Source organism: Kothea flammea (assembly GCF_052161645.1).
GTDB lineage: Bacteria > Planctomycetota > Planctomycetia > Pirellulales > Pirellulaceae > Laterigemmans.
In genome coordinates, this window is sequence record NZ_CP197414.1 from 3,791,229 (window position 1) to 3,805,503 (window position 14,275).

14 protein-coding genes are annotated in these 14,275 nt (G+C 54.8%); 5 read left to right on the top strand and 9 right to left on the bottom strand.

All coding sequences use genetic code 11. The annotated features are described in order from the left end of the window. The 4 genes from SH139x_RS14485 to bcp all read right to left on the bottom strand — a co-directional run bounded on the left by SH139x_RS14485 (position 1) and on the right by bcp (position 3,676). Positions 1–1,914, bottom strand: a complete 1,914-nt coding sequence (locus SH139x_RS14485; RefSeq protein ID WP_488355904.1) for an efflux RND transporter periplasmic adaptor subunit — start codon at positions 1,912–1,914, stop codon at positions 1–3. Positions 1,915–2,001: 87 nt separating this feature from the next. After that, positions 2,002–2,604: a TetR/AcrR family transcriptional regulator gene (locus SH139x_RS14490; RefSeq protein WP_488355905.1), complete on the bottom strand. Its 603-nt coding sequence runs from the start codon at positions 2,602–2,604 to the stop codon at positions 2,002–2,004. Between the two features lie 16 nt (positions 2,605–2,620). Further along, on the bottom strand, positions 2,621–2,779 hold the full coding sequence (locus SH139x_RS14495) for a hypothetical protein (protein ID WP_488355906.1): 159 nt from the start codon (positions 2,777–2,779) through the stop codon (positions 2,621–2,623). A gap of 423 nt (positions 2,780–3,202) precedes the next feature. After that, the gene (gene bcp / locus SH139x_RS14500; RefSeq protein ID WP_488355907.1) at positions 3,203–3,676 is read right to left on the bottom strand and encodes a thioredoxin-dependent thiol peroxidase; all 474 of its coding nucleotides are present in this window, start codon (positions 3,674–3,676) and stop codon (positions 3,203–3,205) included. A gap of 226 nt (positions 3,677–3,902) precedes the next feature. Between bcp and rsfS the strand changes: the two genes are divergently transcribed. The 3 genes from rsfS to SH139x_RS14515 all read left to right on the top strand — a co-directional run bounded on the left by rsfS (position 3,903) and on the right by SH139x_RS14515 (position 7,110). Next, positions 3,903–4,352: a ribosome silencing factor gene (gene rsfS, locus SH139x_RS14505; protein ID WP_488355908.1), complete on the top strand. Its 450-nt coding sequence runs from the start codon at positions 3,903–3,905 to the stop codon at positions 4,350–4,352. 208 nt (positions 4,353–4,560) lie between these two features. Continuing rightward, positions 4,561–6,534, top strand: coding sequence for an arginine--tRNA ligase (gene argS / locus SH139x_RS14510; RefSeq protein WP_488355909.1), 1,974 nt, complete (start codon positions 4,561–4,563; stop codon positions 6,532–6,534). Between the two features lie 183 nt (positions 6,535–6,717). Continuing rightward, positions 6,718–7,110 (top strand): hypothetical protein, encoded by a 393-nt coding sequence (locus tag SH139x_RS14515; RefSeq protein WP_488355910.1) that lies wholly within the window; start codon positions 6,718–6,720, stop codon positions 7,108–7,110. 135 nt (positions 7,111–7,245) lie between these two features. Here the strand turns inward: SH139x_RS14515 and SH139x_RS14520 are convergent, their stop codons facing one another. Continuing rightward, positions 7,246–7,446: a hypothetical protein gene (locus SH139x_RS14520; RefSeq protein WP_488355911.1), complete on the bottom strand. Its 201-nt coding sequence runs from the start codon at positions 7,444–7,446 to the stop codon at positions 7,246–7,248. Between the two features lie 361 nt (positions 7,447–7,807). Between SH139x_RS14520 and SH139x_RS14525 the strand changes: the two genes are divergently transcribed. Next, positions 7,808–8,158 (top strand): hypothetical protein, encoded by a 351-nt coding sequence (locus SH139x_RS14525; RefSeq protein WP_488355912.1) that lies wholly within the window; start codon positions 7,808–7,810, stop codon positions 8,156–8,158. Positions 8,159–8,167: 9 nt separating this feature from the next. Here SH139x_RS14525 and lpdA read toward each other — a convergent pair whose 3' ends face one another. The 3 genes from lpdA to SH139x_RS14540 form a co-directional block, all read right to left on the bottom strand. Further along, positions 8,168–9,601, bottom strand: coding sequence for a dihydrolipoyl dehydrogenase (gene lpdA, locus SH139x_RS14530; RefSeq protein ID WP_488355913.1), 1,434 nt, complete (start codon positions 9,599–9,601; stop codon positions 8,168–8,170). A 52-nt stretch (positions 9,602–9,653) separates the two neighbouring features. Further along, positions 9,654–10,262, bottom strand: a complete 609-nt coding sequence (gene rpsD / locus SH139x_RS14535; protein ID WP_488355914.1) for a 30S ribosomal protein S4 — start codon at positions 10,260–10,262, stop codon at positions 9,654–9,656. Between the two features lie 193 nt (positions 10,263–10,455). After that, on the bottom strand, positions 10,456–10,770 hold the full coding sequence (locus SH139x_RS14540) for a Dabb family protein (RefSeq protein ID WP_488355915.1): 315 nt from the start codon (positions 10,768–10,770) through the stop codon (positions 10,456–10,458). 566 nt (positions 10,771–11,336) lie between these two features. Here SH139x_RS14540 and SH139x_RS14545 point away from each other — a divergent pair. Continuing rightward, positions 11,337–13,703, top strand: coding sequence for an alpha/beta hydrolase family protein (locus tag SH139x_RS14545; protein WP_488355916.1), 2,367 nt, complete (start codon positions 11,337–11,339; stop codon positions 13,701–13,703). 51 nt (positions 13,704–13,754) lie between these two features. Here SH139x_RS14545 and SH139x_RS14550 read toward each other — a convergent pair whose 3' ends face one another. Beyond that, positions 13,755–13,985 (bottom strand): hypothetical protein, encoded by a 231-nt coding sequence (locus SH139x_RS14550; protein WP_488355917.1) that lies wholly within the window; start codon positions 13,983–13,985, stop codon positions 13,755–13,757. Positions 13,986–14,275: the final 290 nt, after the last annotated feature.

Consider the following 14,275-nt stretch of genomic DNA (forward strand, 5'->3'; position numbering starts at 1 on the left):
TTAATCTCGATTTGGCGTGGCGGCTTCCGGTTTCAGCAACCGCACGACATCGTCGCCGTTGCCTTGGAAAGCGGGCAGCGGCGAAACAACCAGCATGTCACCAGGTTGCAATGATCCATCAGCCACTTCGCAAATCCAATACGTTGCTCGGCCGATCGTGTCCGCCGCCAACGGACCATCTGCCGGCTCATCACTGTTCAGTCTCGCGGATTCAATTGGGCGAATCGGTGCGATCACATCAATTTTACCGACCAGCCAATCCTCGGGATCCAAAGCTTGCCGCGCCGGCTCCTTGGCTTCCTCGGCGTCTAACTGCTCTGGCGACTCTGTCGGCTCGGGCGAACCTGGTTGAAGGACGGTTTTCTGAGCCAGCTCGATCGCTTTTTTCTGCTCTTCGGTCAGATCCAAGGCTGTGGCGTCCGGGCGAAACTTCCAGACGCGATTGCCGTTATTTCCCGGCTTGAGTGCAACTCCAGGCAGCACTAACAACTCGCGTTGCGGATTGATCTGTAAGACGACCTGCACAAACATGCCACGGACCAACGCTAAAGGGCCTGATTGCACATCCAGCGGTGCTCCCGTCTGATCGACCACTTGCCGGGCCCGCGGAGTGTCGACCACGATCCGCACTGGAACGGTGCGACTGGTCGCGTCCACGCCAATCCCATCATAAGAATCAAGCGTCCCACGCCACTGCAGCAACTCGGTCTCGCGGCCCGAGATTTGATACCGCACCAAAGCTTCGGTTTTTGGCAAGCGATAACTGCGTGAAGAGTCGGTACGAGGGGCGGCAGCATCTTGCACCGCGCTGTCCCCTGAGACCTCGGGGTTCACTTGCGCGGCCAGAGGCCGATCTTCCATCGGCTGGTTCAATACCCAATAAAGTTCACTGGGGCGAAGATTGACCACGATCTCGGCTTTACTCGTGTCCTCAATGGTGACCACTGCTTCACCGCGTTGCACAAACGAGTTGACCTCCACATCCTCGCGAAAAATTACGCCCGTGACCGGCGCGCGAATCTCTGTGCGCTGCAGGTTGGTGCGCGCCATCTCCAATTGAGTCTCCACCGATGACTCCACCGATTCCAATCGCGTCCTGCGCTGTCGCAAGGAATCCAACTGGTTTTCCAGCGTGACCTTAGCATTGACAGCCTGTAGTCTCGCACGCTCGGCAGAATCAATTTCGCCGGGGCTTGTAAAACCGCGATCCAAAGTCTTGAGACGAGCCAACTCACGATCGCGCAACGCAACATCCTGCTCAGCCAGTTCGATCAAACGATTCGTATTCGCCATTTCTTGGTCGACTTCGCGAATCGCCTGGTAGTCCTGAGCTTTCTGTTTGGTCAAACGCTCAATTTCGTTTTGATAATCGGTATCTTCAATGCGAATCAGCAACTGGCCCTGCTCGACGTATGAACCGACTTCGCAAGCGGGATCTTTGTAAACAATCTCACCAGCCACCTGCGTCGCCAGTTGCACCTCGCGATACGGAACCACCACTCCGTCGACTCGCATGTCCAACGTTCCACCCACGGAAGCTAACGATCGCACGGGGAGTGTTTTGACCTCTGGCAGCGCTTCGAGCCGAGCCGCCAAATCCGGAACACCACCGGAACGCGTGGGTGGCTCGCTGACGCCGAAAGCCAACATCACGCCACCACCTCCCAACAGTATTAAGCAGGGAATGAGTAGATTCTTGATGGCCCAACCGACACCACCCTGCTTCGCAGCAGCCGCCCCCTTGCTTCCCGCCGGCACGCCACCGGAACCACTCTGCTCTCCGGCACCCGGAAGACCAGCCTCCCCGTTACCGGAGGCTCCCCCGGGGGCGCCAGGCATTTGCCCCGCACTATCTTTCGGAACATCTTGCGGACCATACGGATTGGTCGTTTCTTTCGTCGCAGAAGCACCCATACTTGGCATCGCTTACACGTTAGGTCGATAAAAAAACTAGTTGACTCGGCCACCGCCCGGTTGCCGTTCTTAACAGCCCAGACGCGGCTATATTTGGCAAACTTGAGGCGATGACGCGGCCGCTAAAGTGACACTGGCGATATGTTCCACCAACGCATCATGTTGGTGAAATTCCGCTCGCTCTCGTTCACTGACTAGCAGCCGAATGGCTTGCCGGCCAATACGGTAGTACAAACATTGCCCCACAACGCTGAACGCTAATCGGTGACAGACTTCCAACTTTGTCCCGGGTAGCGTCAATTGCGCCAAAATCTCACTTATTTCGCTAAACAGCGGTCGAAAGTATTGCCGCACGACCTGCTCAAAAACTGCCGTAGGTTGCTGCATCTCACGCATCATTAACTGCGTTTCCCAGCTGTCTTCATTTTGGTCACTGAGCAATCGCAACAGCAGCAATTGGATCCGCCGTCGCAACCGTTGTTCGGCGGGCAAATCCGCGTCACTGGGGAGCGGAAAAGCATGCTCGCGACGCACTTGAATCCGACTGATGACCTCCACGTATAGCCCCATTTTGTCGCCAAAGTGGTAGCCAATCGCAGCCACGTTGACTCCCGCAGCTTTGCATATCTCCCGCACCGTGGCCCGCTCGAAACCAGAGGCTGCGAAGATCGGTCCGGCAGCCAGCAACAACCGATCGGCCGTGTCCTCATCGCAGTTGGCCCCAACCCCAATGCTCGAGCGCGCCGTGACGCTGCTCCTCGCTGCCAAACGGGCCCCCGCGATAACGCTGGCGACGCCCCGCGACGCCCCGCGACGCGGGGCGTACGTCTGCCTGTTTTTGTTCGCTTTCGCCCTGCGATCCCATCTTCACTCTCCCTGCCCGGCAACACCCCTCGCACCATGCAACTACCAGCGACACCCAATAGTACCGCAAATGCTCACAATCCCAACAGCTGTTTAAAACAATTGTTTGAATTTAACTAAAAAGTCAAGAGCGGTTAGCTGGGAAAGCTAATTTGGCCGCCGACCCGGCCCTTTGCCGATCCATCGCAACCCGCCCTGGTGGGGAAGACACAGCAGCCAGCTTTCCGGCCCAGGGGGATTCAGCAACCGTCCGCTGGAGGCGACATCTGCGACATCAATCCTTTGTTCGCGGGGCTGGAACTGTTCGCGGGGCTGGAACCTATCCGACATCAGACAATGCGACGGTTCAAGTGACGTCGGCTCGCGGAGTGATCGGATAGGTTCGGTGCGAATTGCAAGTTGCGAAAACTCAACCTAGTTGAACCTAGCCGAGTGCCTCTATCGCTTCGAGCACTTGAGTTTCGTGTCCATCGACACGCACTCGCTTCCAGACCTTGGCAATCTTTCCGCTGGCGTCGATAAGAAACGTAGCGCGTTGGATGCCCATCGACTTTTTCCCATACATATTTTTCTCTCGCCACGCGCCATAGGCTTCGGCGACTTGATGGTCGGTGTCAGCCAGCAGGGGGAAATTCAGCGAGAATTTATCTCGGAATTTCACGTGGCTAGCCACGTCGTCGGGGCTGACACCAAGCACTTTAGCACCGCTAGCTTTCAATTCGGCTGCGGAATCGCGAAAAGCACAAGCCTCTTTGGTACAGCCTGGGGTATCATCACGAGGGTAGAAATATAATACGACGGGGTGACCTTGAAGATCGGCGAGGGCGATTTGTTCTCCGCTGTCGCTAGTTAAGGTGAAATCTGGAGCTGGCGAGCCAGGTTCGGGCCAATCTGCCATGGTTGTGCCTCCGTTAGGGAATTGTTGTTCAATGACTTCGAAATCGTAGACTGGGGAATCGTATTTGCCATTTTTCCGACTTGGCAAGTGGGCGTGCCGCAGGGTGGATTGCAGGCAGTCGTGACACGGCACGATAAAGTGTTACAATAATTCGTCGCGCACCTTCATGGCCGTGCTGAAACTTTCATTATCCTTGCTAATCCGCGCACCAGTCGACGGGACCCCAGTGGAACACGAACCCAACAATAACGCGAATTCACCTGAGACTTCAAATAGTACTCGTCCGCACGGAATAACGGGCGGCCTGCGATTGGCCGCCGCCGCCGCACAAGTTGCTTTAGACAATCGCGGCAGCGATGTCATGGTGCTGGATGTTTCCAGCCAAACGGCTTTATTCGATTATTTCGTATTGGCAACCGGCACGAGCCGCCGCCAGTTGCACGCCATTGCCGATGAAATTGATGATCGACTTCAGAAAGATCTCGGGGACAAGAGACTGGGCATTGAGGGCTTTGAAGAGAGTCGCTGGATCGTACTTGATTACGGCAGCGTCGTCGTTCATCTCTTTGACGAAGAAATGCGAGGCTATTACGACCTCGAATCTCTGTGGGCGGACGCCAAACGCTTAGATCACCAGGAACTAGGCCTAATCGATCACGCTCGACGATCTGAGTAACTCTTTGACGTCTGCTGATGTCCATCTTACCAGGGAGCTTCAGGGCTTGGGCTTAGATTTTCACAAATCGATCAAGCGGGCGTGCTATCTTTTTCGCTCGCTCTTTCGGCCCCCCAGGCCGAAGCCCGCCTGGTTACTGCTTTCTTCTGTTTGCTCAAAAGCTCGCCTCACCATAGGCGGAGCCATTCATTGATTGTTAAGTGCACAAATGCAAATTAAAACTTTGATCAGCCAGCGGCTTGCCGATGCCATTGCGGCCGTTTCTCCGGGTGACATCGAACTGGCTGCGATGGTGCGGCCGACGCAAGATAAATCCTTGGGAGATTTTCAAATCAACGCGGCCATGTCATTGGCAAAGAAACTCACAACGGCCCCACGGCAGGTGGCGCAACAGTTAGTCGAAGCGTTGTCGATCGCCGACGTCGCCGAATCGACTGAGATCGCCGGACCGGGCTTTATCAACTTGCGTCTGCGCGACCAATGGATTTGCGAGCAGGCGAGTGCCATGCTAGCTAGCGAAACATTGGGCATCACACCGACGACCGCGCCGGCCCAGATAGTCATCGACTATTCGTCCCCCAACGTGGCCAAGCCAATGCATGTGGGGCACATACGCTCTTGTTTCATTGGAGACGCTTTAGCTCGCGTGATGCGATACCTGGGGCATCATGTAATCACAGATAACCATTTGGGCGACTGGGGAACTCAGTTTGGAATGGTGATCTATGGCTACAGGAATTTCCTGGATCCGGCCGTTTTTGCTGACAGTCCGGTACCGGAGTTGCTGCGAGTTTATCGTATTGTTAATACGTTAATTGAATACAAGCACGCCGAGAAATCATTAGCGGCGGCTGAAACGCAACTGGAAACCATTCAGGCCGAGGCGAGTGCTGCGGCGCAGCACTTAGAAACCGCAGCTGCCGACCAAGTGAAGAAATTGAAGAAAGCTGCGGCTGCGGCGGACAAGCGAGTCCAGGCGGCAGCCAGTCGCTTACGAGGCCTGCAAAGCCGAATCGAAACAGTTCAGCAAGATCAAACACTCAACGAATTAGCCGAGCAGCATCCTGAGATCGCCGACGCGGTCTTATTGGAAACCGCCAAACTGCACGCGGGTGATCGGGGCAACGTGGAGTTGTGGCAGCAATTGCTGCCCTACTGCATGGATGAGATCAACCGAGTTTACGACCGTTTGAAGATTGAATTTGACCATGTGTTGGGCGAAAGTTTCTATCATTCGATGTTGCCTGGGGTGGTTCAGCAATTGAGGGATGCAGGGCTAGCTAAAGACAGCGAGGGGGCGGTTTGTCTATTTCTGCCCGAGTTTGATTCGCCCATGATCGTGCAAAAGAAAGATGGTGCTTTTCTTTACGCGACAACCGACTTGGCGACGATTGCGTACCGCCAAGAGACGTTTCATCCTGACGAAATTCTGTATGTGGTTGATTTTCGTCAGGGAGACCATTTTCAAAAGCTGTTTGCCGCCGCCAAGCTAATGGGCTTTACGGATATCCAACTAGTCCACGTCAGCTTTGGCACCGTGCTGGATCAAACGGGTAAACCACTGAAGACTCGCTCGGGCACGCTGGCCGGCCTGACGTCACTGCTGGACGATGCCGTGGACAGGGCTTTTGAGGTTGTCTGCGATCCAGAGCGCACGCAGAAAATGGAACCGCCGCTGGGTGATGAGGAGAAAAAGCAAATCGCGGAGTGTGTTGGGGTTGGAGCGATCAAATATGCCGACTTAGCACATCATCGCACGAGTGACTACAAATTTAGCCTCGACAAAATGGTGTCTCTCGACGGCAACACCTCAGCCTATGTGCAATACTCCTATGCACGCATCCAGGGTATCTTACGCTCCGCGGGCCTGTCAGAAGAGGACGTGATCGCACGTGGTCACGCGTTGGTTTGTCCGGTCGCGGCAGAACGCGAGTTACTGGTCTCAATACTGCGACTGGAGGAAGTTCTCAGTCAAGTCCGTGAGGAATACGCACCCAACCTGCTGGTTGATTACCTCTATGAGATTGCCAAAGGTTTTGCGTCGATGTATGAGCAATGCCCGGTACTGAAAGCAGAAGACGATGCGCTCCGCAACAGTAGGCTTGCCATCATCGCCTTGTCAGGCCGGGTCTTACGACAAGGTTTAGCCCTTTTGGGTATTGGTGTCGTGTCGCGGATGTAAGATATTGCCTTAGTAGCGACCAATCTCATGCACTGCATAGTAAAAAAACAGGAATAAAGGTTCAAATTTAGTGTCTAGTGATTGACAATCGCTAGTAGAATCTTTATTCATTAGACTTAACTGGAAGTGTTAAAAACTTACGTGGCCTTACTAAAACATCATCAGTTTCGGAGGAAAATTACCGTGGCAAAACGCAAAGGTGGCCCCAACAAGTCAGCCGCTATTCGTGAATATGTGGATGCAAATCCCAGCGCGAAGCCCAAAGAAATCGTCGACGCATTGGCTGCTCAGGGTCTGGTCGTTTCACCAGCTTTCGTGAGCACCATCAAGTCGAAGTACGGCTCGGGCGATGCACCCGTAGCTAAGAAAACCGGTCGTCCCAAGGCTGCTCGCAAAGCAGCCGGACGGAAACCTGGCAAGCGGGCCGTCACTGGACGCCCAGCAGCAGCCTCTGTCAGCAAGTCCAGCGACGATACTTACGAAAACCTCATTCTCGCCAAGAAATTGGCTGATCAAATGGGTGGCGTTGCCAATGCTAAAGCAGCATTGTCGGCCCTGGAAAAGATCACCGGCTAAACGCAGCCGCCACAGCGATAGAGATCGCAACTCTTTTCGAGTTCTACTCTGTCTACAAATGCATCGGAACGTTCCAGCCATTTTTTGGCTGGAACGTTTTTTGTTTGTGTCCCTCTCCGCACATAAGCTCAACGCTCATGCAACCTCACGACCTTGGTGGTCATCAGACAAAGCCGCGAAGGCTGCGTCCAAGGACCCTAGGCGATTGATCAGCCCCTGCAGCGATACCGCTTGCTGGGCCGTGACGGTAATGCCCATGGCTTCTAATAGTTCGCAAATCTCGTCAGCTGCCATGCCGCGGATCAACTCCTCAGGGGATAGCTGTTGTTCATCCATCTTTACGTCTCCTCTCTGGGGGGAAATGCTTGGCAGTGGGCGAATGCTTCCGCCTGTAAACTCCTCCGGCCTGCCATGCCTACTTGATCGAGCTTCTTCGCCCCCAGAAAACAGCTCTTTTTAGGTAAAGTTTGCCAGCACTGCTCGACTCGACACTCAAGCTCAAGGGAACCCAAAACCGCTGTCAAACCAGGTAAGATCTGCGGGTTGTAATAACTTCTCTGAACGTCCGGCAGGCGGCCGTCCGATTGAACGCCTTACTACCTCAATCGCCCACCATAGTCGCTCATTGCTTGCGGCGCGGGGTTTGAGGCCGAAACGTGAGAAGATGCAAATTCTGATGCTGACCACCTGAGGCAAGATGTCAAATCTGCAGCGATTAAACTTGGTACGGAATCTGCTTCGAGACTGGTTTGCCAGCCAGGCGGAAGATGCCCCTCAACCGCAATTGGTGGAGGCTTGCCTGATCCGCAACGGCTATTACTGCGGTCGTCGCTTTCAATGCGGCGACCACAGCGCCGTGTGGTTTGCTGAGGAAGACGAGATCAAGATTTACGCACCCAATGGGGCGTTACTGGAAGCTCGTTCAATTGCAGTGGAAACCGAGGAGTTGGAGATCCACAAACTGCAACCCAGAGAACTGGGGCCCGAGTTGGAAAACCCAGCAGTTGCCGAACAACCGGTCGACGCTCCGCAAAGAAGGGCCGCCTAAGGCGACGGCCTAGGCCGGTTTACGCTTTGGCTTGTAAATCTCGGTGGCGGTACCGAAATGGACCTCTCCGGCGTTCATCAGCGTTTCACTGAGCGTCGGGTGAGGGTGAATCGAATCGGTGATGTCACGGACTTCGCAGCCCATTTCTATCGCCAACACGGCTTCGGCAATCAATTCGCCGGCACCAGCACCAACGATGCCGCAACCGAGAACACGGTTCGTCTCAGGCTCAACCAGCCACTTGGTGAGCCCTTCATTGAGCCCGAGTGCTTGAGCACGACCGCTCGCCGCCCAGGGGTAAACCTCGACTTCCACGGGGATACCGTCACGCTTGGCTTCGTCTTCGGTGAGTCCTGCCCAGGCAATCTCGGGGTCGGTAAAGACCACGGCGGGAATGGCATTTGGCTGGAAGGCGACGGCATGCCCGGCGACGACTTCGGCGGCCACGCGTCCCTCGTGCGTTGCTTTATGAGCCAGCATGGGATCACCGGCGACGTCGCCGATAGCCAAAATGTGCGGATCGGCCGTTCGCTGCTGGTCATCACACTCAACGAAACCGCGTTGGTTGACCACACACTGGGTATTCTCTAGTCCAATGCCGGCGGTCACGGGGCGCCGGCCAATGGAGATCAGAACACGCTCAAATCGCTCGTGGCCGAATTTACCTGGCCCCTCGAAGGTCACTTCGACGCCGCCTTCGACTTCCGCCAAGGAACCAACCTTGGTGTTCAAATAGACCCTGCCTTCAACCAATTTATCGATCCGCTTTGCCAGTGGCTTTACCAGGTCACGATCGGCACCGGGAAGTAACCCTTCGCCCAATTCAACGACGGTAACTTTGGAGCCCAATTGTGCGTAGACGCTGCCCATCTCCAGCCCGATGTAGCCGCCACCTACGACGAGCATTGTCTTGGGGATATCAACGAGCGCCAGAGCACCGGTCGAATCCATCACACGATCCGAACCGATCTGGAATGCGGCCGGCATGGCGGGGACAGAGCCTGTGGCCAAAATGCAGTGATCGAAGGTCAGCGTGCGATCTTCGGGAATCGATTCATGATCGCCAGTCAACTCCATCGAAGTGCTGCTAAGGAAAGATCCACGAGCCCGAATCACGGTTACTTTCCGCCGTTTGGCCAATTGCCCCAAACCGCCGGTGAGCGTGTCGATTACCTTATCTTTGCGAGCACGCACTTTATCGACATCAATGTGGGGGGCCGATCCATAATCGATTCCCCACTCGTTGCCCAATTCCTGCACTTCGCTCATCACTTTGGCAACATGCAACAGTGCCTTGCTGGGGATGCATCCCCGCAGCAAGCAAGTCCCGCCGAGTCTCGGTTCCGACTCGACCAGCGTGACTTCGAGGCCTAAATCGGCGGCCATAAACGCGGCGGCGTAGCCACCGGGGCCGCCGCCGAGGACGACTAGCGGGCAATGCATGGGTGTCAAACTTGTTGGCAGGAATCGGGGTGAAATTGTAACGAGTGAACGTTTAACGAGATAGGAATTCGACCACGGAGTTCGCATCGACCGGGAGGCTGATGTCGCTCGGGCCGGGCAAGCCCAAAACGGTCGCTTTCAGATTCTCAGTGTCGAAGGTTACCCAATCGAGTGGATCAGGAGTCGCGTTGGCGATCACACCACGATAGACGTTCTTCAAATTCTCACGACCACGCACTTCAATGACATCGCCGGGACGCAAAATGTAACTGGGTGAAGTCACTTTTACGCCATTTACGCGAAAGTGGCCGTGGGCAACTCCCTGACGAGCCTGTGGGCGTGTCTTTGTAAAGCCACAACGACGCACTACGTTGTCCAACCGACGTTCACACATCAAAAGTAACAGCTCGCCCGTGTTACCCGCTTTACGACCAACCGCATCGAAGTAGCGACGAAGTTGTCGTTCACCCAACCCGTAATAGTGTTTGATCTTTTGCTTCTCCATCAACGCCAGCCCGTAGTTGCTCGGACGGCGACCCCGCACGTGCATACCTGGGGGTGAATTACGGCGGTCTGATGCACGAGTCGCACCAGCGCTCTCGTAAATCATGGCGCTCAAGCGGCGGTTGATGCGGGCTTTAGGACCTGTATATCGGGCCATACGTCGTTGCTCCTGCGGATGCTAAGATCAAAAAGGGTGGTTTATTGCCTAAACGTTCAAACGTGGTAGCCCGATCCCAAGCACGAGTGGTCAAAATGCCACTAGGCGGGTCGGGCCTGATTTCAGTTCTGTTGCAGAGTTTCGCGATTCATTCGCAGTTTGGCAAGGGCTTTTCGGCCCCAACCGACCGGATTCAGTCGACCAGCGCGCTGTCAAAGACGCGTACCTGACTCCAATTGTGCTTTTGTTTGGCGATAAATTCCAAATGCCGAGGGGCAATTTGGTAAGCATCATGAGCCGCTCGATCTTGAAAAACCACGTGCAGAGAGACATCAAAGCTGGCATCGTTCACTTCGCGGTCTAAGTCTGCGATCCGCGTACCCACGCCAAAATAAACGACCCCATCGTGCCCATCGAGATATGTCTGACAAGCGGAGATTAATGCCTGGACCGCCGCTGGGCTGTTATCGTCAAGCGTAAAAAAAACGTGGTGTGCAACTTGAGCCATCAATGATCTCTCCTGAACTGGGTGAATCGGCAGCGTTAACGCGGCTTAAAAACAAACAACTCCCCACCGGTTTATGAACATCCTCGCGGCAGGGCTACTTACAATACTGCTGCTGACGACACTTGCAAGAAGCCCATTCTTCCGTAAGCCCTGTCTGGCAGCTGCCAAAGAGCTCGTCTTCCCACCTCATCCGGATCGCCAAACTTGGCTGTCTCCCTCGCATGATAAATTTACGCATGAACGATCAGAGCAAAGGTAAAGCGATTGTCCCCAATCGCTTGCGCGCTGAAAAACAGCTGAGGACAGCGGTTCTACAAAGCAAACAGCTGAGGACAGCGGTTCTACAAAGCAAACAGCTGAGGACAGCGGTTCTACAAAGCAAACAGCTGAGGACAGCGGTTCTACAAAGCAAACAGCTGAGGACAGCGGTTCTACAAAGCAAACAGCTGAGGACAGCGGTTCTACAAAGCAAACAGCTGGGGACAGCGGTTCTACAAAGCAAACAGCTGGGGACAGCGGTTCTACAAAGCAAACAGCTGAGGACACGGGTTTTACATTTGCGCAGAATGCTCACTTGTTGCTTGTGCTTACTCTTGGCCAACTGCGGTTCCATTGCCAGCGGCCAGCAGACTGAAAACATTCAGAGCAACTCCGCTAACGTCGTCCAAACAGGAACCGGCGAAGCGTTACCCAGCACTTCGCTACTGACTTGGCAAGACGATATCGCTTCGCGGCTAGTGCAGGCTTGCGACGATTTCCTCGCTCGTCAACTAACGGCATCTGCTGAGACTCGTGAATCGCACTGGCACCGTGATAGTTCGTCGGCGGAAAGCTTTCGCGAATCAGTTTCGGCCAACCGGCAACGTCTCAAGCACATGCTGGGGCTGCGTGATCCACGCGTCGCCAACTCGGCACCCGAGCGCATCGTCGCCTGGAATACTGCCGGAAATGCGGCATTGTGTGAGACCGACGAACTGACGATCCGACGCGTTCGCTGGCCAGTGCTCAGCGACCCTGATCCCCAGCGCGACACGGTGATCGTCTATGGCGAAGGGTTGATGATTGAACCAAAGTCTGCCCCGCCGCGAGGCTTTGTGATCGCCTTACCGCATTGCCAACACGCTCCTGAGGAAATCGTGGGGATTGGCGGCGATTTGAAACTCTCCGCCCAATTCGCGCGACGATTGGCAGCCAGTGGCTTGCGAGTGATCGTTCCATGTTTGATTGATCGGCAAATGGAACCTCGCTCGGTCGCTCCCCGCGGCGGCGCGAACCTTACCAACCGCGAGTTCTTATATCGATCTTCTTTCGAGCTAGGACGCCATTTAATCGGTTATGAAATTCAAAAAGTGCTAGCCCTTGTCGATTGGTCGAGTCGTGTTGAGCCGAACCTGCCCGTCGGCGTGATCGGCTATGGCGAAGGTGGCCGTTTAGCACTTTTCTGCGGCGCGTTAGATGAGCGGATCAAATCGACTGGCTGCAGCGCCGCCTTCGGAGATCAAGGGAACCTTTGGCAGCAGCCACTCGATCGAAACGTGTTTGGAATCTTGACGGAATTTGGGGACGCCCAATTGGCTCGCTTGTGCGTCAACCATGGCATGTTAACACTCGATGACGCCCTACTGCCGCGAGAAATTTACCCCGGGCAGGGCGGTGGGCCGGCGATTCTGGATTCACCTCAGCACGTGATCGAAGAGTTTCAACATTTTCGCGAAACCAACCCTGCTCACTTGGGCCTCGTAAACTTCAAGTTTGTCCGCGCCGAACAGGTGACGTATCCCAATGACGAAGTGCTCAGCCACTTTATCTCAGCACTCGATCCCACGCTGCAACTCTCCCCGCTCGACGCCGCCCCGACGCCCAAGTTGGAAGCCGCGATCCCGCCCGATCGCCAACGTCGCCAGTGCGAAGAAATTGATTTATTCAATCAATTATTGCTTCGCGAAAGCACTTACGTGCGTCGCGAATTTCTGCAACACCTCGACACCAGTTCGTTGGATGCTTTTAAGGCATCGCAAACCGCTTATCGAGAGCAATTTCGCGACCAAGTAATCGGGCACTTCGACTACCGGCTCGCCGACTTTAACGCCCGCTCAAGGCAAACCTGGGTGTCACCAAAATGGACCGCCTATGAAGTGGTGTTGGATGTATTCGACGAGGTCTTCGCGTATGGCGTGCTGATCATTCCCAATGACATGCAAGCCGGAGAACAACGCCCCGTCGTGGTCTGCCAACACGGGCTCGAAGGACGTCCAACCGACGTCTTTCTCGACGACCATCCCGCCTACCATAACTTTGCCGCGAGCTTGGCAGAACGGGGGTTTATCACTTTCGCCCCGCAAAATATCTACATCTTCCAAGATCGCTTTCGAGTCTTGCAACGCAAGGCCAACCCGTTGGGAAAAACCTTATTTTCTTTCATGGTCCCACAGCATCAGCAAATCGTGAATTGGCTCAAGACATTACCTCAAGTGGACCCCAAGCGGATTGGTTTTTATGGACTTTCGTACGGCGGCAAGAGCGCGATGCGGATTCCCGCCTTAGTGCCAGATTACTGCCTCTCTATCTGCTCAGCCGACTTTAATGAATGGGTTCTGAAAAACGCTAGCACCCGCGAGCCCTTTAGCTACGTGTGGACAGGCGAGTATGAGATTTTTGAATTCGATTTGGGCAGCACGTTTAATTATGCCGAGATGGCGACGCTGATCGCACCTCGCCCCTTCATGGTCGAACGTGGACATAACGACGGCGTGGGCTGGGATGAATGGGTTGCTCACGAGTATGCCAAAGTGCGTCACCTTTACGCCAGCAAGCTGGGGATTCCGGAGCGAACCGAAATTGAATTCTTTAGGGGTCCGCACACAATTAATGGTGAGGGTACTTTCGCCTTCCTCAGCAAGCATCTGAATTGGCCCGCCGCCGAAGAAGAATGAGCCCCCCGGGTAGGCGGAGCGAAAGCTGCACTTATTTTTCCAGGAAGTTCCTCAGCAGCCATCCTGAGGGCGTTTTTCATCGCGAGTCAAGCGTTCTCGGCGGTCCCAAATATTGCCGTTACTGGACAAGTGATATCCTTGGCAAACTTTGCAGAAGTAAACCCGTCGTGGACGCTTTTTGGTCCGCCGAGCCCAGTAAGCTTGCTGAACCACTGAATAAGCCGCACGCGCGGTTGCGTAGCGAATCTTTCCAGTGCCGTCACACTCTCCGTGCATCGCCATGACCTCCCTGCGTCTGGGGTAAGAACGATTCAGTCTAGCCATCGACCATCAGGCCGAGTAGAGCGAACTTTCGTTCACGTGCCACGTCGCCGGATTCCCGGTCGTTGCTTGCCAAACGTTGCTCGCCAAACGTTGGTCGGCAATTTGCTTCTAATGATTACTGGTAACGCCTAGCCGAACGCACCTAGCCGAGCATACGCATCGGACGAACCACAAATATTTCAGCGGTCCGCTTTTGGCTGGCAACGAGAGAGACATTTAGTCATTACCAAAATATGGCTTTACGTGAA